The organism is Rhizobium viscosum (genome assembly GCF_014873945.1).
GTDB classification, from domain to species: domain Bacteria; phylum Pseudomonadota; class Alphaproteobacteria; order Rhizobiales; family Rhizobiaceae; genus Rhizobium; species Rhizobium viscosum.
In genome coordinates, this window is record NZ_JADBEC010000002.1 from 2,242,714 (window position 1) to 2,262,135 (window position 19,422).

Consider the following 19,422-nt stretch of genomic DNA (forward strand, 5'->3'; position numbering starts at 1 on the left):
TCCTCCTGCGCCGGTTTCTTACGCGCTCAAAGCGTCGTCGCCCGGTCGCACCTGCAAATCGTAAAGTGCCCTGTATCGGCCGCCGAGCGCCAGGAGCTCGTCATGTGTGCCCTGCTCGACGATGCGGCCATCCTCGATGAAGAAAATCTTGTCGGCATGCATCAGCGAGCTCAGGCGATGGGCGACGATGATCGTCACGCGGTCGGCGGCATAGCGGCGCATGGCACTGCGGATGCGCTGCTCGGTTGCCGCATCGATTGCTGCAGTCGAATCGTCGAACACCATCACGGCAGGTTTGAGCATCAGCGCGCGGGCGATCGAAAGCCTTTGACGCTGGCCGCCGGAGAGCGATACGCCGCGTTCGCCGACAACCGTGCCGTAGCCGGTCGGCAGGCCGAGCACGTAGTTGTGCAACTGCGCGCTTTCGCTGGCGCGCTCAATGCGGCCTTCCTTGGCCCAAGGGTCGCCATAGGCGATATTGTTTTCGATCGTCGTGGTGAACAGGAAGGAATCCTGCTGCACGACGGCGACGGAGCGGCGCAGCGACTGAAGCGTGGCCTTACGGATATCCTGCCCGTCAATGGTGACCTTGCCGCCGGTCGTGTCATAAAAACGGGGGATCAGGTGGGCGAGCGTCGACTTGCCGCTGCCGGGCGGGCCGACGATGCCGATCGTCTCACCGCGCTTTGCCTCGAAGCTCACGTCGTGCAGTACTTCGTGCATCGGCGAGCTTGGATAGGCGAAGCTGACATTCTCGAAGCGCAGCGTGCCGTCCGTTACCTTCAACTCCTTCGCATCCGGCGCGTCGCGCACTGCGATTTCGAGATCCAGAAGGTCAAAGAGGCGCGTTCCGCAGGTCGAAGCACGGGCGAAGGCGTTGACCATCAGGCCAAGCTGGCGCACCGGCATCTGCAGGATGGTCATGAAAGTGAGGAACGAGGCCAGCGTACCAACGGTGATCTCGCCGGAGTGCACCTTGCCGCCGCCGACCCACAGCACCAGCCCCATGGCCACGAAGAAGGAAAAGGTCATGGCGCTGGTATTGATGACACGGATGCCGACACGCTGGTGGGCAAGTTCCAGCGCATTCTTCGAGGCTTCGTCGAACTTCGACAGCTCGTGGTCCTGGGCCGCAAAAGCGCGCACGACGCGGATGCCGCCGAGATTTTCCTCCATTATGCGCGTCAGCACCGACAACCGCTGCTGCAGGTCGAGCCAGGTGGCGCGCAGGCGAAGCTGGGTGACCGAGGAGCGCCAGCCGACAAAAGGCACGAAGGAAAGCGCCAGCAGGCCGAGCACGACGTCCGTGGTCAGAAGCATATAGGCGCCGATGCCGATCAGCATGGAAAGCAGGAAGACACGCACGAGGGCGGTCGAGAAATACATGCGCACGCCTTCCAGATCGAGCAGGCCGACCGTGATCAGATCGCCCGAATGCACGCTGTCATGGAAGGAGAAGGAGAGGCGCTGGATCTTTTCGTAGCAGGCGAGGCGCAGTTCGTAGCCCATGTGGTGGCCGACCGCTTCGCTGTAGTAGTTCTGGATCATCGTGAAGATGCCGCGCAGCACGCTGGCTCCGAGCAGCAGCAGCGCCGTTGTCAACAACGCGTCTTGCGCCTGCTGCCCGAGCGTGCCGCCATGAAGCGCCACCTGCGTATGGTCGACCGCCTGGCCGAGCAGGCGGGGGATCAGTAGCTGGAAGGTGGAGGCGATCAGGGTAGCGCCGATGGCAAGGCCGGCTTGCCAGGGATGCCGGAAGGCCATGACGGTGATACGGAACAGTGTGTAGAGGCCCTTGCCCCACCCTGCCGCGGTTGCAAGCGCCATCGAAGCCGAAGGCTTCGTCGCGCGTAGAGACGCATCGCTGCTCACGGTATTTTTTCCAATAGATGTGTGCTCGGACCAAGTGGCCCGGAAAGACGGCAAATCCATGAAGGGATTGATAGCACACCCACATTTGCCGATTCCGACAGGGGGTTCAAGTAAAGAATTCACCAGTTGGTTATTTTTACGTGAGCCTTCCTCGTGTTGGCCGGTAACGCTACCGTTAAGGCTTGCCGACTGCACGCAGCAGGCGCATTTTTCTGCCGGAAAACGAAAGTCCCGAAGCGGCGCATCGCCGGTAGAAATCCATGTGCCGGGCATGTATGGTCCGCTCGCCAACCAGCACGAAGAGGGCGTTCGATGTCATCCACGGTCCGGATCGCAAATCAGTTTCTCACTGTCGACGTTTCCTCGCTCGGCGCCGAAATGCAAGCGCTGACATCGAGCGACGGCGGCTCCTGGGTCTGGAACGGGGATGCCGCCTTTTGGACAGGTCGTTCGCCGATCCTGTTTCCAATGGTCGGCAAGGCGCCGAATGACATTCTAAAGGTTGACGGTCACAGCGCACCGATGGCCCAGCACGGCTTTGCCCGTCGCAGTGAATTTACGCTGGCATCCTCGTCCGAAGCGAGCTGCCGCTACGAGCTTGCCGCTTCGGAGGCCACGAAGGCGGTCTATCCCTTCGATTTCCTGCTGGCCGTCATCCATAGCGTTGAAGGCCGGGCTCTGACCGTTGCCGCCGAAGTCACCAACCGTGACAGCAGGCCGATGCCTTTCGGCCTCGGCTTCCATACGGCTTTCCGCTGGCCGCTGCCGGGTGCTGAGAACAAGCCGCATACCGTCACGCTGGACAATGGCGCGGAGCCGGCGCTCGTCAGGCTCGAGGGTGGTCTGATCTCGCCGAAGAAACTCGCTTCGCCCTTCAAGTCCGGCAGCCTGGTGGTCGACCATTCTATGTTCGAGCAGGATGCGATGATCTTCCCGGAAGGCGCAGGCCCTGGCCTGCGTTACGAGGCTGAAGGCGGTCCGTCCATGCATTTCAGCTTCGAAAACCTGCCCAACCTGGCGCTCTGGACCAAGCCCGGTGCTCCCTTTCTCTGCATCGAGCCCTGGCACGGCACGGCCGCCGAAAATGGCGGTCCGGACGATCTTGAGGGCCGCCCCTATACAAAGGTGCTTGCAGCCGGCGAAACGGCGCGATTTTCCTTCACCGCCGAAATCCTCGCATAGGCTGGACGCGTTTTCCGTTTTGGATCAGTGTGTTGGGCAGGTGGTAAAATAAACTTCTTGTCACCATGCGCTTTTCACGCTTTCATACACGACTAGCTTAATAGACTATGGGGTCGGCCGAGAATGCCTTCTCCAGCCTGTAATGGTTCCGAACGGAACCCGATTTGGCGGCGAACTTTTTGCATGGCCGCATGAACCTGCCCAACGCAGGGCTTCAGATGTTCTGCGTTGAAACCTTGATCGAGACACGTGCGGATGAGCCGCAAGGGAGTTGAGATGACGGTTCAGGGACTTTTTTCCGGCAAGGCGAATGCGGCGGCGCAGATTTCAGCCGTGCCGCGCATTGCGATCGTCGGCCGCGGCTTTTCCGGCATGATGATGGCGGTGGCGCTGATGCGCACCGTGCGCGCGCCATTCCACCTCCAGCTTTTCGATCCGAACTCCACGGTCAACGGCGGCCAGGCGTTGGCGTCAGCAAGGTCCTCGACTATCCTCAATACGCGTGTCCGTGATCTCTCCGTTTCGCTCGGCGATCCCGACGATTTCAACGACTGGCTCTGTAGCAACGCTGAATTCCGCGCCGCCGTGCCGGCAGCAATCCCCGGCTTCCGACAGATCTTCGTACCCAGGGAAATCTTCAGCGATTACGTCTACCAGCGCTTTTCCGAAGCACTCGCCGCTCGCCGGGACATCACCGTTCAGGTCTGCCATGATCCGGTCGTGGCAATCCGCAGGAGCCACGGCAGCCGATTTCTGCTTGAAAGCGCCAATCCCTCCAACCCGCTGTTCGATACCGTGATCCTCGCGACAGGCTACGGCCTGCCTCGACCTGAGGCCGAGGAGCAGGAGATTCCACCGGTGAGGGCACAGCGCCTCGTCGCTCGGCCGCATACGGTTCTGCTCGGCAGCGGTATCAGGGTCGTGGACCAATTGCTGCAGCTTCGCGATGCCGGTTATACCGGCCAGGTAACGATTATTTCGCGGCACGGTTTCCTGCCGCAGAGTCATACGCCGAACTCCGCCGATCCGGTTTTCCCGGCCGAGGCGTTACCGCAAAGCCTGCCTGACATCGTCAGCTTTATCCGCCAAGCCTGCCGCGAAGCGGAAGAGGACGGGCGAAGCTGGCAGTCGGTCATGAACGGCCTTCGCAGGCATGCCCGTTCGCTCTGGCGATCGCTGCCGGCGCGCCAGAAGCGTCAGTTCAACCGGCATCTGCGGGCGATCTACGACAGTCACCGCAACCGCCTGCCGGAGGCGATGCATCTGCGCCTCAAGCAGGAGCTTGCCGAGGGCCGTACTGTGCTCAGGCGCGGCCGCGCCGGGCGTCGAGGTCTCAGCGGCCTGTTCTTCACGCCGGCCGGTTCGTCGAGCGAAGAAGTCATCCATGCCGAACGCATCATCGATTGTCGCTGCCATGCGCCCGATCTTTCCGCCCCTTTGATTCAGAGCTTGCTCGCGGCGCGTCTTGCCATGCCTGACGAGCTTGCGCTTGGATTGGCGGTCAACGCCCGTGGCGAAACATTTCTGGATGATGGCTCTTCGATCGATGGACTTTTTGCCGTCGGCCCGCTCGGTCTCGGCAGCCTGCCGGATATCGATCTCGTGCCCGAAATCGTCACGCAGGCCTACGCTGCATCCGAGCGGATTGCAGAACGCTTCTACCCACAAAGCCAGGCCGTCTGACGGAAAATCGTCGTTTCCTTTGGAACCATCAGCCCGAGCCGGCGTTAAATTGCGCTGGTGAATCGTTTAGAGGGGCAGATGGAAGCCGTTGATCGATATGACGCGTCTCTTCGAGGCGAAGGGCGTTTCCGCCTCCTTGTCGATGCGATCACCGACTATGCGATTTATATGCTGAGCCCTGAAGGTTATGTGACCAGCTGGAATTCGGGCGCCCAGCGTTTCAAGGGCTATCGCGCTTCGGAGATTCTCGGTCAGCATTTTTCTAGGTTTTATCTGGATGCTGATCGAGAGGCTGGATTGCCCGCCCGCGCGCTGAAGATTGCCGCGACGGAAGGGCGCTTCGAGGGGGAAGGCTGGAGGCAGCGCAAGGACGGTACACGCTTCTGGGCGCATGTGATCATCGATCCGATCCGCGATGCTTCCGGTGAACTGATCGGCTTTGCCAAGATTACTCGCGACCTGACGGAGCGCAAGGCAGCCGAGAACGCATTGAAGCGCAGCGAGGAACAGTTCCGTCTGCTCGTTCAAGGCGTCTCCGATTATGCCATCTACATGCTCGATCCCGAGGGTAACGTGGCGAGTTGGAATTCCGGAGCCGAGCGCATCAAGGGTTACGCGTCGGAAGAGATCATCGGCCGGCACTTCTCCACCTTTTACACCGACGAAGAACGCCTTGGCGGATTGCCGCAGCGAGCGCTGGCCACCGCCAGCCGCGACGGGCGCTTCGAACGGGAGGGCTGGCGGGTGCGAAAGGACGGCTCGCGCTTCTGGGCTCATATCGTCATCGACGTGATCAAGGACGATTTCGGCGAAATTATCGGTTTTGCCAAGATTACCCGCGACATTACCGAGAAGATGGAGACACAGCGTGCGCTGGAGCGAACTCGCGAAGAACTTTTCCAGGCGCAGAAGATGGAAGCGATTGGCCAATTGACCGGCGGTATCGCGCACGATTTCAACAACCTGCTCATGGCGGTACTGGGCAGCCTCGAAATCCTCAAGAAACGCATGCCGCAAGACCTCGCTTTGTCGCCGCTTGTCGACAACGCGATACTCGGCGCGCAGCGCGGTGCGGCGTTGACTCAGCGCATGCTCGCCTTTTCCCGCCGCCAGGAGCTGCAGGTCGAAAGGATCGATGTTTCCGAGCTTTTGCGCGGCATGATGGACATGGTCTCACGTTCCCTTGGCCCGATCGCCTCGCTTGAAACCGAATTTCCCGAGAACCTGCCGACGATCGCTACCGACCCGAACCAGCTGGAGACGGCGGTCCTCAACCTCGTCGTCAATGCCCGCGATGCCATGCCTGGCGGCGGGCTCATTAGGATCAAAGCCACGGAGGAAGTCGTGTCTGGTGGTGATGCCATGCCGGCGGGCCACTATGTCCGGCTCGCCGTTACCGATCATGGTGAGGGCATGGACGAAGAGACGCTGAAACAGGCGGTGACTCCGTTCTTCACGACCAAGGGGGTCGGCAAGGGAACGGGTCTCGGCCTTTCCATGGTGCAGGGGCTCGCTGGCCAGTCCGGCGGCAGGCTCATACTGAAAAGCAGGCTCGGTGAAGGCACGACAGCCGAACTGTGGTTTCCTCTCACAGGAGCCGAAAACACTGTTGAAGAACCCGAACAATCCGTGCCCGAAGCTGCAAGCTCACGGCCGCTGCGCATTCTTGCCGTCGATGATGACGGGCTGGTCCTGATGAACACCGTGCTGATGTTGGAAGATCTCGGCCACACTGTGATCGAGGCGATGGCCGGCGCGCAAGCGCTCGACATTCTCCGCAATGAGAACGTCGATCTCGTTATCTCCGATCATGCCATGCCGCGCATGACAGGCTCGCAGCTAGCGCTCGCAATCCGCAGCGAGTGGCCGGAGATGCCGATCATCCTCGCGACTGGTTTTGCCGAGATTCCTGAGGGTTCCGGCATCATCGATATACCGCGCCTGGGCAAACCTTTCTCCCAGGCGCAGCTTGCGGAGGCGATCAGCCGCGTCGCCCAATAGATCTCTCGTCAAGAGATTCTGCGAAGCCTGACTTCGTTCCGCACAATATAGACGAGCAGGCCCGCCACCATGATCGCCAGCACATACCAAGTGATCGCATAGACAAGGTGGTTGTTCGGGAAGTCGAGGACTGTCAGCCCTCCCACTGGCAAGCCGCCGGCATTGGGTGTCGCGTCAGCGTCGATGAAGAAGGGGGCAACGTCCACAATACCACGCTTTTCGGCGATGGCTGAGACATCGCGCGAATACCAGCGGTCGGCAGCCGGATCATTGGAGCGCAGCAAGATGCCCTTCGGCTCGGTCATGCGCATCAGCCCCGTGACGGTTGTCAGCCCGGTGATCTGACTTTGCGATTGTGAGGCCGGGGCGCGACGGTCGGTCGGTACGAAGCCGCGATTGATCGATATCGCGCTGCCGTCCGCGAGCCTGAGGGGTGTCATCACCCAGTAGCCGGCGCCGAGCGCAGTTGATGCGGCGACCAGCGTTTCCTTGTCGTTTTCGAAGGTGCCTGTTGCGGTCACTCGCCGGTATTCGTCATCGGCGGTATTGACCTTACCCCAGTTGGCGCGAGTCGGCGGGGTGACGGGCTCGGCGTGAACGCGCGCATCGACGCGGGCGATCAGATCGAGCTTCCAGGAGAGTCGATAGACCTGCCAGGTGCCGAGCGCGATCAAGGCGGCGACGAGGGCGAGAAGGCCGATGCCAAGAATCGCAAGCGTGACGGCCGAACGCGGCCTGTCCTGTTGGTCGGAAGAGATATCGGTCATAGATAAACCGCAACGGGCGGCGTTGCCGCCGCCCATTCCCCAGCCTTTATGGCATGTTCTTCATCATTTCAGGGCTCATCGGCATCATGTTCGTATTCAGATGATACATGACCCAGAGCGAACCCGAGAGAGCGATCGCGACGATGATGATCGTGAAGATCAGCGCCATGATCGTCCAGCCGCCTTCCGACTTCGTGTTCATGTGCAGGAAGAAGATCATGTGAACGACGATCTGGACGGCGCCGAGCACCATCACGAAGATGGCGGTCACGACATGATTATCGAAGACCTCTCCCATGACCAGCCAGAAGGGGATGGCAGTCAGGATGACGGACAGAATAAAGCCCGTCACGTAGCTCTTGAAACTGCCGTGACCGGCCTGATGCCCATGGCTGTGGCCGTGGTGAGCCTCGTGGGCATCCTCATGTGCGGGTGCTTGCGAACTCATCCGAGAACTCCCATCAGGTAAACGAAGGAAAAGACGCCGATCCAGACGACATCGAGGAAGTGCCAGAACATGGAAAGGCACATCAGGCGGCGGCGGTTGGCTTCATGCAGGCCATGCATGGAAACCTGCACCATAAGCGTGATCAGCCAGATGATGCCGAAGGTGACGTGCAGACCGTGCGTACCGACCAGCGTGAAGAAAGACGACAGGAAGGCGCTGCGCTGCGGACCGGCGCCCTCGTGGATGAGGTGTACGAACTCGTAAAGCTCGAGGCCGAGGAAGGCCGCGCCGAAAAGGCCGGTCACTGCCAGCCAGAACAGCGTTTCCGCCTTTGCGTTTCGCTCCATCTGCAGCATCGCAAAACCATAGGTGATGGAGGAAAGCAGCAGCATCGAGGTGTTGATGGCAACCAGCGGCAGATCGAACAGATCAGCCGGCGACGGACCGGCCGCATAGCTGCGGCCGAGCACGGCATGGGTGGCAAACAACACCGAGAAGATCAGGCTGTCGCTCATCAGATAGAGCCAGAAGCCCAGATTGGTGCTGTTTTCCGGATGATGGTCTTCCGTGAGATAGAATTCAGGCTTTTCGGCCGTGTCGATAGTATGATCGCTCATGGTCTCTTACACCTGTTCGGCAAGCAGCCGTGTGCGCTTGCCTTCCGTTTCGTTGACTTCATCCGCGGGAATGTAGAAGTCACGCTTGTAGTTGAAGGTATGGCCGATCGCGACGACGAGCAGGGCGACGGCGGAGACGACGACGAGCCACCACATGTACCAGATCAGGCCGAAGGCGAGCGCGACGCTGATGGCGGACAGAATCGCGCCGGTACCGGTATTCTTCGGCATGTGGATCGGCTTGAAGCCGCCGAGCGGACGCTCGTAGCCACGGTTCTTCATGTCGTACCAGCTGTCGTGATCGTGCACGACCGGCGTGAAGGCGAAGTTGTAATCCGGCGGCGGCGAGGAGGTCGACCATTCCAGCGTGCGGCCATCCCACGGATCGCCGCTATCGTCGCGCAGTTCCTCACGCTTCATGAAGGAGACGACGATCTGGATCAGGAAGGACGCGATGCCAAGCGCGATCAGGCCGACGCCGAAGGCGGCGATGATGAACCAGATCTGCAGCGACGGATCGTCGAACTGGCTCATGCGGCGGGTGACGCCCATCAGGCCGAGCACGTAGAGCGGCATGAAGGCGAACCAGAAGCCGATCTGCCAGAACCAGAAGCTCATCTTGCCCCAGAAGGGATCGAGCTTGAAGCCGAAAGCCTTGGGGAACCAGTAGTTCACCCCGGCGAACATGCCGAAGAGAACGCCCCCGATGATCACGTTGTGAAAGTGGGCGATCAGGAATAGCGAGTTATGCAGCACGAAGTCGGCCGGCGGGACGGCAAGCATGACGCCGGTCATGCCGCCGATGACGAAGGTCACCATGAAGCCGACCGTCCACAGCATCGGCACTTCGTAGCGGATACGGCCACGATACATGGTGAAGAGCCAATTGAACATCTTCGCCCCCGTCGGGATCGAGATGATCATCGTAGTGATGCCGAAGAAGGAGTTGACGGAAGCGCCCGAACCCATCGTGAAGAAGTGGTGCAGCCAGACGAGATAGGACAGGATCATGATCACGCAGGTAGCATAGACCATCGAAGCGTAGCCGAAGAGGCGCTTGCCGGAGAAGGTCGCAACCACTTCCGAGAAGATGCCGAAGGCCGGCAGCACGAGGATGTAGACTTCCGGGTGGCCCCAGATCCAGATGAGGTTGACATACATCATCGGATTGCCGCCGAGGTCGTTCGTGAAGAAGTTCGTGCCGGCATAGCGGTCGAGCGACAGGAGAGCGAGCGTTGCTGTCAGGATCGGGAATGAAGCGACGATCAGGATGTTGGTGCAGAGCGCCGTCCAGGTGAAGACCGGCATCTTCATGAAGGTCATGCCCGGAGCACGCATCTTCACGATGGTAGCGATCAGGTTGATGCCTGACAGTGTTGTGCCGACACCAGCGACCTGCAGGCCCCAGATATAATAATCGACGCCGACTCCAGGACTATAGGCGGCACCCGACAGCGGCGGATAAGCGAGCCAGCCGGTCTGGGCGAATTCGCCGATGAAGAGCGAGATCATGATGATGATCGCGCCCGCCGTCGTCATCCAGAACGAGAAGTTGTTCAGGAACGGGAAGGAAACGTCGCGGGCACCGATCTGCAGCGGCACCACGAAGTTCATGAGGCCGGTGACAAAGGGCATCGCCACGAAGAAGATCATGATGACGCCGTGGGCGGTGAAGATCTGGTCGTAATGGTGCGGCGGCAGCGGGCCTTCATTGCCATTGAAGGCAATCGCCTGCTGCACGCGCATCAGGATGGCATCAGAGAAGCCGCGCAAAAGCATGATGACGGCCAGGATCACATACATGATGCCGATCTTCTTGTGATCGACGCTGCAGATCCAGTCGCGCCAGAGCGAACCCCAGAACTTGAAATAGGTGATGATGCCAAGCACTGCGATGGCGCCAATGACGACGCCGATGAAGGTCACGACCAGGATCGGCTCGTGATAGGGGATCGCATCGAGGGTCAACCGGCCGAAGATGAACTTCAGGAGGTCAGGATTGGAAAACATGGAACAACCCGTTCATTATGTCTTGCGACGCAAAGCGCCAGGTTAATTGTTATTGTTGAGCTGTGCCGGCGCCGGATCGCCGCCATTGCCCGAGCCGGGCATCGAATGACCCTCATGCTGCATGTCCATTCCGGGCATGTTCTGCATGCTGTTGCCATCAGTGCTTTCGGCCGGCTCGCTGCGTGCGGGTGCGCCCGTTGCAGGCACGGTGGCCGCAGGCGCGACGATCCCTTCGTCCGCATGGCGATTGTCGTAGGTCAGCTTTTCGCGGTTTTCTTCGCTTTCCTTGCCGCCGCCGCCCATCATGTCGATGTGCATCATCTCGCTCGCGCACATCTTGCCGGGCGTGGCGCACATATTGAGGATCGCGTCGTAAAGATCGGCATCGGCGCCGGCATAATAGCGCACCGGTTCCTTCTCGCTCGGCTTTTCGAGCTTCAGATAGGCGTCGCGATTGAGCATCGTGCCGCGCTGTTTGACCTGCGCCACCCAGGCGTCGAAGCCCTGCTGGTTCAGGCCGTGGAACTTGAAGCGCATGTGCGAGAAGCCTTCGCCGCTGTAATTTGCGGAGAAGCCGTCATACTCGCCTTCCTTGTTGATGACGGCATGCAGTCTCGTCTGCATGCCGGGCATGGCATAGACCTGGCCGGCAAGGGCGGGGATGAAGAAGGAATTCATCACCGAGGAGGCGGTGATCTTGAAGTCGATCGGCACGTCGACAGGAGCTGCGAGCTCATTGACCGTCGCAATGCCGAGATCGGGATAGAAGAATAGCCATTTCCAGTCGAGCGCCACGACCTCGACGGTCAACGGCTTCGTATCTGCCGGAATGGCACGGTCCGCATCGATACGGTCGAGCGGGCGGTAGGGATCGAGCTTGTGCGTGGAAATCCAGGTGACGGCGCCAAGCGCGATAATGATGGCGAGCGGCGCCGACCAGATCACGATTTCGAGGCGCGTGGAATGATGCCATTCGGGCGCGTAGTCCGCGGCCGTATTGGAGCGCCGGTAGCGCCAGGCGAAAAACAGTGTGAGGAAGATCACCGGAATGATGATCAGCAGCATTAGCACCGTGGAGACGATGATGAGGTCACGCTGTTGGGTGGCGATATCGCCCGAAGGCGACATGACCACCATGTTGCATCCTGCCAAAAAAAACAGCGGCAAGATTAATAGAAGGCGGGAAAACTTCTGCAGTTTTGGCACGTCTCTAAGCTCTTTTTGTTTCGTTCGATTGCCGACTAAAGCACTGGCACGAGCAGCGATATGAGGTCTTTGGTCGCAGTGCAACATGCATTTTGCACCGCGGGAGAAGTCAGCTTCCACGGCGCCCACAAAATCCTGATAGAAGTGAGAAGGAATTTTTCCGGCGCCGCCTCGTGTATAGCTGAAAAGCGTGGCCTTGCCCAATAAAACTCTGGAATAGGTTGGCATAGGTATCACGCGATTTTTCCATCGCATCGATTTTTGAGAATTCGGCGTCAACTATTTGCGCAACAAGGACTTGATAAGCTGCAAATATGGAACAAGATCAGCTTGAGGTGCTTTGTAAAAAGCACCTTAAACGAGGGAGGCGTTTCATATGGCTACTGCCACACATTTAGGACCATCATCTTCATCGCTGGAGCGGGATGCACGGCGCATTCACGGTGACAAGCCGGTTTCGCCCGGCAGCATCGCGATCGGCGTGGTGATCGGTCGCATGTCGGAGTTTTTTGATTTCTTTGTTTACGGCCTCGCATCCGTTCTCGTCTTTCCGCAGCTCGTCTTTCCCTTCGCGCCGGATCGGTTGACGGCCACGCTCTATTCTTTCGCGATTTTCTCGCTGGCCTTCCTTGCCCGTCCCGTCGGCTCCGTCGTCTTCATGACGATCGACCGCTTGTACGGGCGTGGCACCAAGCTCACCATCGCGCTCATCCTGCTCGGCGGCTCGACGGCATCGATTGCCTTCCTGCCGGGCTATGATGAAATCGGCTACTGGTCGATTGCGCTATTGGCGCTCTTCCGGCTCGGGCAGGGCTTTGCGCTCGGTGGTGCCTGGGATGGCCTTGCATCGCTGCTTGCTCTCAATGCGCCGCCGAATCATCGTGGCTGGTATGCAATGATCCCGCAGCTCGGCGCACCGATCGGCTTTGCGCTGGCGAGCATCCTGTTCGGTTACTTCGTCGCCAACCTCTCCCCGGAAGACTTCCTCTCATGGGGCTGGCGTTATCCGTTCTTCGTCGCCTTCGCGATCAACGTCGTCGCGCTCTTTGCCCGTCTTCGGCTTGTCATGACCAAGGATTTCGGCACGCTCTTGGAGCAGCATGAGCTTGAAGCAGCACCAATCCTCGACGTGCTACGGGTCCACGGCCGCGATATCCTGATCGGCGCTTTCGTGCCGCTTGCAAGCTTTGCCATGTTCCACCTCGTCACCATCTTCCCGCTCGGCTGGATGAGCCTTTACGGCAACCAGCCGATCGGCGCCTTCATGGTGGTACAGGTCATCGGCGCCATGGTCGGCTTCGTTGCCATCATTGCCTCTGGCATCATCGCCGATCGCATCGGCCGGCGTAAGCAACTTGCGATCTGCGCTGTGCTGATTGCGATCTTCAGCTTCATCGGCCCGTTCCTGATCGGCGCCGGCAACAGCGGTCATGACGCCTTCGTCATCATCGGCTTCGGCGTGCTCGGCCTTTCCTTCGGCCAGGCGACCGGCTCCATCTCGTCGCGCTTCGGCCGCGGCTATCGCTACACCGGTGCGGCCTTCACCTCCGACCTCGCCTGGCTGATCGGCGCCGGCTTCGCACCGCTGGTGGCGCTCAGCCTGTCAAGCCAGTTCGGCCTGACCTTCGTTGGCTACTACCTGCTCTCAGGTGCGATCTGCACGTTGGCGGCTCTTGCTTTCAGCAGGGCGCTGGAGCAGCGTGAGTAGCGCATAAGACATAACAAAAAGGCCCGCCTGGTTTCCCAGGCGGGCCTTTTTGTTTGGGATCTATTTCGGGCTTTACTGTGCCATCTGCGGCTGCTTGGCAGCGCGCGCGGCGGTCAGTTCGGCAGTCGTGTGGTTGAGACGGTCGGCGAGCACGCGCATGATCTCCACGGCCATTTCCGGAAAATCGCTCAGGAGCTTGAGGAAATGTTCCTTGCTGATGCGCAGGACTTCGAGCGGTGAGGTGGCGCGCACGGTCGCGGTGCGCGATACGTCGCAGAGAATGGCAATTTCGCCGACGATGGAATTGACCTCGACATCGGCGACCTTAATTTCGCCGGCAGGCGAAGAAACGATGATATCGGCCGTGCCTGACAATACGACATAGGCGGCGTCGCCGACATCACCCTGACGGAACAGGTTCTGGCCGGCGTGGTAGGTCATACGGTCGGAGGTGAAGGCCAAGAGCTTGAGTTTCGCTGGTGCGATCCTCGAGAAGATCGGCACCCGCCGCAGCATTTCGACTTCATCTCTCAACAGCATGAGCGTTACAACTCCCTGCCGCATGGTCCTTGATCATGCGCTAAAAACCAATTCCAAGCGCCTTGCGGGCGCCGTCTCTGCCGCCCCAATAGAATATTACGATAACAGTTCCTTGAACATACCGTTTTTCTCGGAAAGTTCCGGATAGTTGCCCGCTTCGGCAAGATCGCCGCGATCGAAGAGCAGAATGCGATCGAAGATTTCCGCAAGCTTGGCGTTGGACAACACCCAGATGATCGCCGGGCGCTTGCCTTCCTCGTGCAGGCCTTCGATGATGTTGTGGGTGATCTGGTCCTGGATGCGCTGGTCGAGCGCCGGGATCGGTCGGTTGAAGATGAAGTAGTCGGAGCGCTTGAGCAGAGCGCGGGCGAGATTGAGCTTCTGCCGCTGGACGCCGGTCAGGCGCTTGCCGCCAGAGCCGACATCAAATTCGAGGCCGATCGACAATACGTCGTCATAGAGATCGAGCGCATCGAACAGTTCACCCATGATGAGGCGTATACGGTCGGAGGCATCGGCTTGCTGATAGGCGATGCGGCCGAACAGCACATTGTCCATCAGGCTCGCGGAGGCCGTGAAGCGGCTGATGTCGTAACGTTCGATCAGCTCGGCGAGATCATCAGGGATGTTCTGGTGAAACTGCTTGCGGGCACTGACGATCTTATCCATCAGCGCCTGCGTCAAGAGACCGAAGCGGTGCCGTGGTTCGATATAGGCGAAGCTCAGGCGGATGATGCTTGCTCGGTCTTCCGGCGTCGCATCCTCGAAGCGCTTGCCCTGCAGCTTCTGCAGCAGCGCCTGGTAGGTCGGAATGTCGTCCGCCGTCATGAAGGTGAGCTGCTGGAAGAAGGGATGGTCCGGCGGCAGGTCGTGGAAGAGTTCCACTGCGTTCTCGGCGATTTCCAGGCCCATGGCATAGAGATCGGTGCTGAGCCCGGTGTCGCGGAAGAGCTGTTGGAAATAGGGGTGGCCGGCAAGCCGGCGGTTGTTCATCAGCGGCCGCTTCATCGTGCCGAAGAGCAGGTTTTCGCCGACGGTCGCCTGTGTGTTGTAAGCGTCGAAATCGAAGGGCACGACGATGGCGTCGAGGTTTTCCTCGGCAAGCCGCTCGCGCAGCGACGTCCGAAGCTTGACGATATGGCTGCCGAGGGCAGTATGAATCTCGGTATTGACGGTGGAGCGCAGCGCCAGATCCAGAATGTCCTGAGACATCATGACGGCGTCGAGCACCGGCCGGATCGCCTTCAGCAGGTCTTCAGGCCCTTTTGCGCCGGCGGCATCGTAGTCGACCCAGTCGCTGTTGAGATCAAGCGTCGGGTTGCCTGCTTTCTGCGATTCCGCCACATGCCATTTATATTCCTGCGCAGCCTTGCCGTCATATTCGGGCTCTTTCAGCGGAGCATGCTTGAGGCCGTAGACCAGATTGTCGCGGAGCGTGCCGTGGAAGAAATAGCTGTCGGCGGACGCATAGGAGATGCGCCGGCCAGTGATCGATTCCGGCAGATCCAGCAGGTCCTGTCCGTCGATGGTGATGCGGCCGGAATCCGGCCAGACGAGACGGCCGAGCGCTTCGGCGAAGGCTTCTGCACCACTGCCGTTCGGCCCGACGATCGCAACCGTCTCGTTCGGCTTGATCTCGACCGAGACGTGGTCGACGAGGCGCGCACCGCTGTCATCACTGACAGAGAGGTTTGTGACGACGAAAGCACTCGTCAGGGGCGCCACCGGCGTGGTGGCCAGCTCCTGGATGCGGCTGTCGATCAGCGGCTCGACGTTGAACTGCTCGTAAACCTGCGCATATTTGACCTGCACGTCCTGACGCATCTGGTCCCAGTCGATCAGCTCTTTCAGCGGGCCGGGCAGGTCCTTGTAGGCGGAAATGACGGCGACGAGCTGGCCGATGTCGAGCCGGCCCTGCAGCGCCAGATAACCGCCGATCGCGTAGAAAAGGAAGGGTGTGACCTGGGCGAGGAAGTTGTTGATGAACTTGACCAGGAATTTCCACTGATAAAGGTCGTAGCGGATCGAGAAGATACGGCCGAGGCGGGTTGCAATATCGGCGCGCTCGAAATTGGAGGTGTCGTTGCCGTGGATCGTGCCGATACCATCGACGATCTCGCCGACGCGGCCCGAAAGTTCGCGGGCTGTCAGTTGGCGCTGGCGGCCGAGCTCGAGCAGGCGCTTGCGCATGCGGGGAATGACGACCGCCTGCACGCCGACGATGGCAGCCGCGATCATGCCGAGCCAGAAATTCTGGATGATGATGAAGGCAAGCGCGGTGATCGCCTGGCCGCCGAGCAGGGCGGGCGAGACGAAGGCGTCGCCCGTGAAGCCGCCCATCGGCTCCACCTCGTCCTTGATCATCGTGGCGATTTCGGCCGATTTCACCCGCTTGAAATGGGCAGGCGGGAAGCGCAGCACACGATCGATGAGCTCGAAGCGGATGCGGCGCAGCATGCGTTCGCCGAGCCGGCCCTTATAGGTATTGATATAGAACTTGAAGAGGCCGTTCAGCACCACCAACGCCAGGAAGACGAGGCTCAATGCCATCAGCATCTGAAAGCGGTTGAGCTCCAGGCCCTTGAAGAATTCGACATGACCGATCAGCGGGATGTCGTAGGCGATGTGCATGAAGGTCTGCCGCGCACCTGGCCCTTCGAAGCCGTCCCCCTGAATAGGTCCGTTGACGATCTGCTTCGGCAGGTCGAAGGACAGGAAGTAGGGCACCATGGAGGCTGCGACGACCAGCAGAATCCAGAGCTGCTGCAGCCGCGTGTTCTTCCAGATGTAGCGCGCGAGGCTTTTTTCCATGGCTAACCGTCAGACTGTGGGAAAAGTCCGGACAGCGATCCTGATGCTGGGAAAGGGGGAATCTCCGAGTACAGGACCATGCAGTCAGACCGCCGATATCGCAACGAAAACAAGGCGGAGCGGACTGATGTCGAAACGCCGATTCTCGCCGGAAATTTTCTTATATCACATGAATTTTAGAATAGGCGAGGGTTTCAGCCGATCATTGAACGAATGATGGCTGCACTTTTTACGGCACCGTCGAGATCGAGGGAAACGGCCGGACGCGGTGGGGCGGCAAGCGCCCGTTCGACCGCTGTTTTGACATCGTCGAGGGTCAGCCCCTGTTCCGGTAGGATTTCAGCAAGGCCGAGCGCCTGCAACCGTTCGGCGCGCACGGTCTGTTCCGTTTCACCGGCGGCCACGAAGGGGATGAGGATTGAGCGGCATTGGGTGCGCAGGAGATCGCCCACCGTATTGTAGCCGGCCTGCGAGATCGAGACTTTGGCGCCGCGCAGGAGCGAGGGGAAATCCTTGCGGAACCGTACCAGCGTGACATTGGCGGGCGCATCTTCCAACAATGCTGAAAAATCGGCTGCGGGAAGGTTGGGGCCGGCAATCAGCAGCCAGCTGATATCGGCAGGCATGTGTGCGGCCGCGTCGCGCGCGGCGCGGATTAGTTCCAGCCCGACGGCGCCGCCGCCGGCCGAAGCGATGATGTCGAATGTCTCGGATGGCGCGGGTGCGGGCGACGGAGCAACGAGACCGGTATAGCGCAGCCGATCGGCGATCTCAGCCGTCAGCGGGAAAGTATCCTCCAGACGCACGAAGTCAGGATCGCCGTGGACGAGCACGGCGTCGAAATGGTCCTTGATGAGCTTGACGGTTTCCTCGTCGCGGCCGGGCTTGCGGTTTTCCTGCAGGATGTCGCGCACGGAACTCAAAAGCTTCGGGCGTGGACTGGCCTTTTCGATCGCCTCGAGCAGCGGCAGCAGTTCGAAGCGCATCTGCCGGCGCCCGAAGGGAAAAGCCTCGATGATGACAACGTCAGGCTTTTCTTCGTCGAAGGCTCTGAGAAGCAGGTCGCGGCGATTGGAGAGGAATTCCTCGCCGGCTGGCCTCCCATCGGCATCGGCAAGGCCGGTAAAGCCGATATTGCTGGCGACGACCGGCGGCAATTCGACCGTTCTGACACCCTCGCCCGGAAAGCCCGGTACCGGCAGGCCGCCGGTAACGACCGTTACCTCGAAACCATCCTTCACCAGTGCATTGGCGATACGGCTCGCACGGGCAATATGGCCGATGCCGAGCAGGTGCTGGACATAGAAGAAGATGCGGGGAGCCGTCATGAGGCCTTCTGCCATTCGGCCTCGAACAGGCCGCTCAACTGCCGGATGCTGGAGTGATAATCGAAATGGTCGCGCACGCGCTCCTCGGCCGCGTCGCCCAGCCGTTTGCGCAGACCGGGGTCGCGGATCGCCGCCTCAAGTGCTTTTGCAAGAGCTGCCGGATCTTCAGGCGGCACGACCAGACCATTCTCACCGTTGCTCAACAATTCCGGTACACCTGAGACATTGGTGGAAAGGCAGACGAGCCGCTGACTGGAGGCTTCAACCAACACATTGGGCAGTCCGTCACGGTCGCCATTGGCGGCGATGCGGCAGGCAAGCGCGAAGAGATCGGCGCGGCGATAATGCTCAAGCACATCTTCCTGCGCCAGCGCGCCTTTCCAGGTGATGCGCTCGGCAAGGCCGAGTTCAGCCGCAAGTTTCTTCAGCTTCGAAAGCTCTTCGCCGCCGCCGATATGGTCCATCCGCCAATTCAGTTCTTTCGGCAGCAGGGCAAGGGCGCGCAGCAGTACGTCATAACCCTTCTTTTCCACTGCGCGGCCGACGCTGAGGATGAAGGCGGGATCGGCGGGATCGCTGCCGTCGCGGTTCGAGCGTTCACCGGCGAAATGGTCGAAGCGGGCAAGGTCGAGGCCGTGATAGCTCAGATGTACCGCATCTTTGCGGCCGGTCAGCGCTTTCATATGCTCGTAGCCGCTGCGTGTGCAGGTCACGGCCCAGCGGGCGCTTCCGAGCTTCTGGCCGAGGTCCCAGTCGGGCGAGGTCCAGATATCCTTGGCATGGGCCGAGCAGGTCCAGGGCGTGCCGGTCAGAATGCTCGCATATTCCGTCACCGAAGCCGGCGTGTGGATGAAATGAGCATGCAGCCATTCGCCGTTGTCAGGCCATTCGCGCGCCAGCACCAAGGCCTGTCCGAGCCGGCGGAAACGGTTGCGGGAGATATCGCGCGGCAGATCGGCGAAGAAACGCTTCATCAGCGCCCCGAAGCCAGGTTTCGAAAAGCCGGCGAAAAGGCCTTTCAGCACACGGATCGGCTCTTCGTGCAGATATTCCGGCAGGTAGACGACGCGCGCCTTGATCTCGTCATGCACGGGATGGCGCTTCTTGTCGGTCGGGCGGCGCATGGAAATCAGCGTCAGGTCGAAGCCGGCCTTTTCGAGGCCGAGCAATTCCTGGGCGATGAAGGTTTCCGAAAGGCGGGGGTAGCCTTTCAGCACAACGAGAATCTTGCGGCGTGGCGGCAAAGGAT

14 protein-coding genes are annotated in these 19,422 nt (G+C 60.2%); 4 read left to right on the forward strand and 10 right to left on the reverse strand.

Going from position 1 to position 19,422, the window contains the following annotated elements; translation table 11 throughout:
• Positions 1-18: 18 nt before the first annotated feature.
• The gene (locus tag H4W29_RS31240; protein WP_192732621.1) at positions 19-1,872 is read right to left on the reverse strand and encodes an ABC transporter ATP-binding protein; all 1,854 of its coding nucleotides are present in this window, start codon (positions 1,870-1,872) and stop codon (positions 19-21) included.
• Positions 1,873-2,184: 312 nt separating this feature from the next.
• Between H4W29_RS31240 and H4W29_RS31245 the strand changes: the two genes are divergently transcribed.
• The 3 genes from H4W29_RS31245 to H4W29_RS31255 all read left to right on the forward strand — a co-directional run bounded on the left by H4W29_RS31245 (position 2,185) and on the right by H4W29_RS31255 (position 6,738).
• Positions 2,185-3,054, forward strand: a complete 870-nt coding sequence (locus tag H4W29_RS31245; RefSeq protein WP_192732622.1) for an aldose 1-epimerase family protein — start codon at positions 2,185-2,187, stop codon at positions 3,052-3,054.
• Positions 3,055-3,330: 276 nt separating this feature from the next.
• Positions 3,331-4,737, forward strand: coding sequence for an FAD/NAD(P)-binding protein (locus H4W29_RS31250; protein ID WP_192732623.1), 1,407 nt, complete (start codon positions 3,331-3,333; stop codon positions 4,735-4,737).
• A gap of 78 nt (positions 4,738-4,815) precedes the next feature.
• Positions 4,816-6,738, forward strand: coding sequence for a hybrid sensor histidine kinase/response regulator (locus H4W29_RS31255; RefSeq protein WP_192732624.1), 1,923 nt, complete (start codon positions 4,816-4,818; stop codon positions 6,736-6,738).
• An 8-nt stretch (positions 6,739-6,746) separates the two neighbouring features.
• Here H4W29_RS31255 and H4W29_RS31260 read toward each other — a convergent pair whose 3' ends face one another.
• Genes H4W29_RS31260 through cyoA form a run of 5 tightly spaced genes read right to left on the reverse strand, consistent with a single transcriptional unit; the run spans position 6,747 to position 11,786 of the window.
• The gene (locus tag H4W29_RS31260) at positions 6,747-7,505 is read right to left on the reverse strand and encodes an SURF1 family protein (protein ID WP_192732625.1); all 759 of its coding nucleotides are present in this window, start codon (positions 7,503-7,505) and stop codon (positions 6,747-6,749) included.
• A gap of 46 nt (positions 7,506-7,551) precedes the next feature.
• Positions 7,552-7,953: a cytochrome o ubiquinol oxidase subunit IV gene (cyoD, locus tag H4W29_RS31265; protein ID WP_192732626.1), complete on the reverse strand. Its 402-nt coding sequence runs from the start codon at positions 7,951-7,953 to the stop codon at positions 7,552-7,554.
• Positions 7,950-8,570 carry a cytochrome o ubiquinol oxidase subunit III gene (gene cyoC, locus H4W29_RS31270; protein WP_007822614.1) on the reverse strand — a complete coding sequence of 207 codons (621 nt, stop codon included), beginning with the start codon at positions 8,568-8,570 and terminating at the stop codon, positions 7,950-7,952. Before cyoC ends, cyoD begins: the two co-directional genes overlap by 4 nt.
• Before the next feature lie 6 nt (positions 8,571-8,576).
• Positions 8,577-10,580 (reverse strand): cytochrome o ubiquinol oxidase subunit I, encoded by a 2,004-nt coding sequence (gene cyoB / locus H4W29_RS31275; protein ID WP_192732627.1) that lies wholly within the window; start codon positions 10,578-10,580, stop codon positions 8,577-8,579.
• 42 nt (positions 10,581-10,622) lie between these two features.
• On the reverse strand, positions 10,623-11,786 hold the full coding sequence (cyoA, locus tag H4W29_RS31280; RefSeq protein WP_192732628.1) for a ubiquinol oxidase subunit II: 1,164 nt from the start codon (positions 11,784-11,786) through the stop codon (positions 10,623-10,625).
• A gap of 376 nt (positions 11,787-12,162) precedes the next feature.
• On the opposite strand from cyoA, the gene H4W29_RS31285 reads away from it, so the two are divergent.
• Positions 12,163-13,494 carry an MFS transporter gene (locus tag H4W29_RS31285; RefSeq protein WP_192732629.1) on the forward strand — a complete coding sequence of 444 codons (1,332 nt, stop codon included), beginning with the start codon at positions 12,163-12,165 and terminating at the stop codon, positions 13,492-13,494.
• A 72-nt stretch (positions 13,495-13,566) separates the two neighbouring features.
• On the opposite strand, the gene H4W29_RS31290 is transcribed toward H4W29_RS31285, so the two are convergent.
• The 4 genes from H4W29_RS31290 to H4W29_RS31305 form a co-directional block, all read right to left on the reverse strand.
• Positions 13,567-14,034, reverse strand: a complete 468-nt coding sequence (locus H4W29_RS31290; protein WP_183725830.1) for a cyclic nucleotide-binding domain-containing protein — start codon at positions 14,032-14,034, stop codon at positions 13,567-13,569.
• Positions 14,035-14,130: 96 nt separating this feature from the next.
• Positions 14,131-16,845 carry an ABC transporter transmembrane domain-containing protein gene (locus H4W29_RS31295; RefSeq protein ID WP_192732630.1) on the reverse strand — a complete coding sequence of 905 codons (2,715 nt, stop codon included), beginning with the start codon at positions 16,843-16,845 and terminating at the stop codon, positions 14,131-14,133.
• A gap of 194 nt (positions 16,846-17,039) precedes the next feature.
• Positions 17,040-18,173, reverse strand: coding sequence for a glycosyltransferase family protein (locus tag H4W29_RS31300; RefSeq protein ID WP_192732631.1), 1,134 nt, complete (start codon positions 18,171-18,173; stop codon positions 17,040-17,042).
• On the reverse strand, positions 18,170-19,417 hold the full coding sequence (locus H4W29_RS31305) for a glycosyltransferase (protein ID WP_192732632.1): 1,248 nt from the start codon (positions 19,415-19,417) through the stop codon (positions 18,170-18,172). Before H4W29_RS31305 ends, H4W29_RS31300 begins: the two co-directional genes overlap by 4 nt.
• Positions 19,418-19,422 lie beyond the last annotated feature (5 nt).

Coding starts and splice junctions, on each gene's coding strand:
- H4W29_RS31245 (WP_192732622.1), top strand. CDS start 2,185: ATGTCATCCACGGTCCGGATCGCAAATCAGTTTCTCACTGTCGACGTT.
- H4W29_RS31250 (WP_192732623.1), top strand. CDS start 3,331: ATGACGGTTCAGGGACTTTTTTCCGGCAAGGCGAATGCGGCGGCGCAG.
- H4W29_RS31255 (WP_192732624.1), top strand. CDS start 4,816: ATGGAAGCCGTTGATCGATATGACGCGTCTCTTCGAGGCGAAGGGCGT.
- H4W29_RS31260 (WP_192732625.1), bottom strand. CDS start 7,505: ATGACCGATATCTCTTCCGACCAACAGGACAGGCCGCGTTCGGCCGTC.
- cyoD (WP_192732626.1), bottom strand. CDS start 7,953: ATGAGTTCGCAAGCACCCGCACATGAGGATGCCCACGAGGCTCACCAC.
- cyoC (WP_007822614.1), bottom strand. CDS start 8,570: ATGAGCGATCATACTATCGACACGGCCGAAAAGCCTGAATTCTATCTC.
- cyoB (WP_192732627.1), bottom strand. CDS start 10,580: ATGTTTTCCAATCCTGACCTCCTGAAGTTCATCTTCGGCCGGTTGACC.
- H4W29_RS31285 (WP_192732629.1), top strand. CDS start 12,163: ATGGCTACTGCCACACATTTAGGACCATCATCTTCATCGCTGGAGCGG.
- H4W29_RS31290 (WP_183725830.1), bottom strand. CDS start 14,034: ATGCTGTTGAGAGATGAAGTCGAAATGCTGCGGCGGGTGCCGATCTTC.
- H4W29_RS31295 (WP_192732630.1), bottom strand. CDS start 16,845: ATGGAAAAAAGCCTCGCGCGCTACATCTGGAAGAACACGCGGCTGCAG.
- H4W29_RS31300 (WP_192732631.1), bottom strand. CDS start 18,173: ATGACGGCTCCCCGCATCTTCTTCTATGTCCAGCACCTGCTCGGCATC.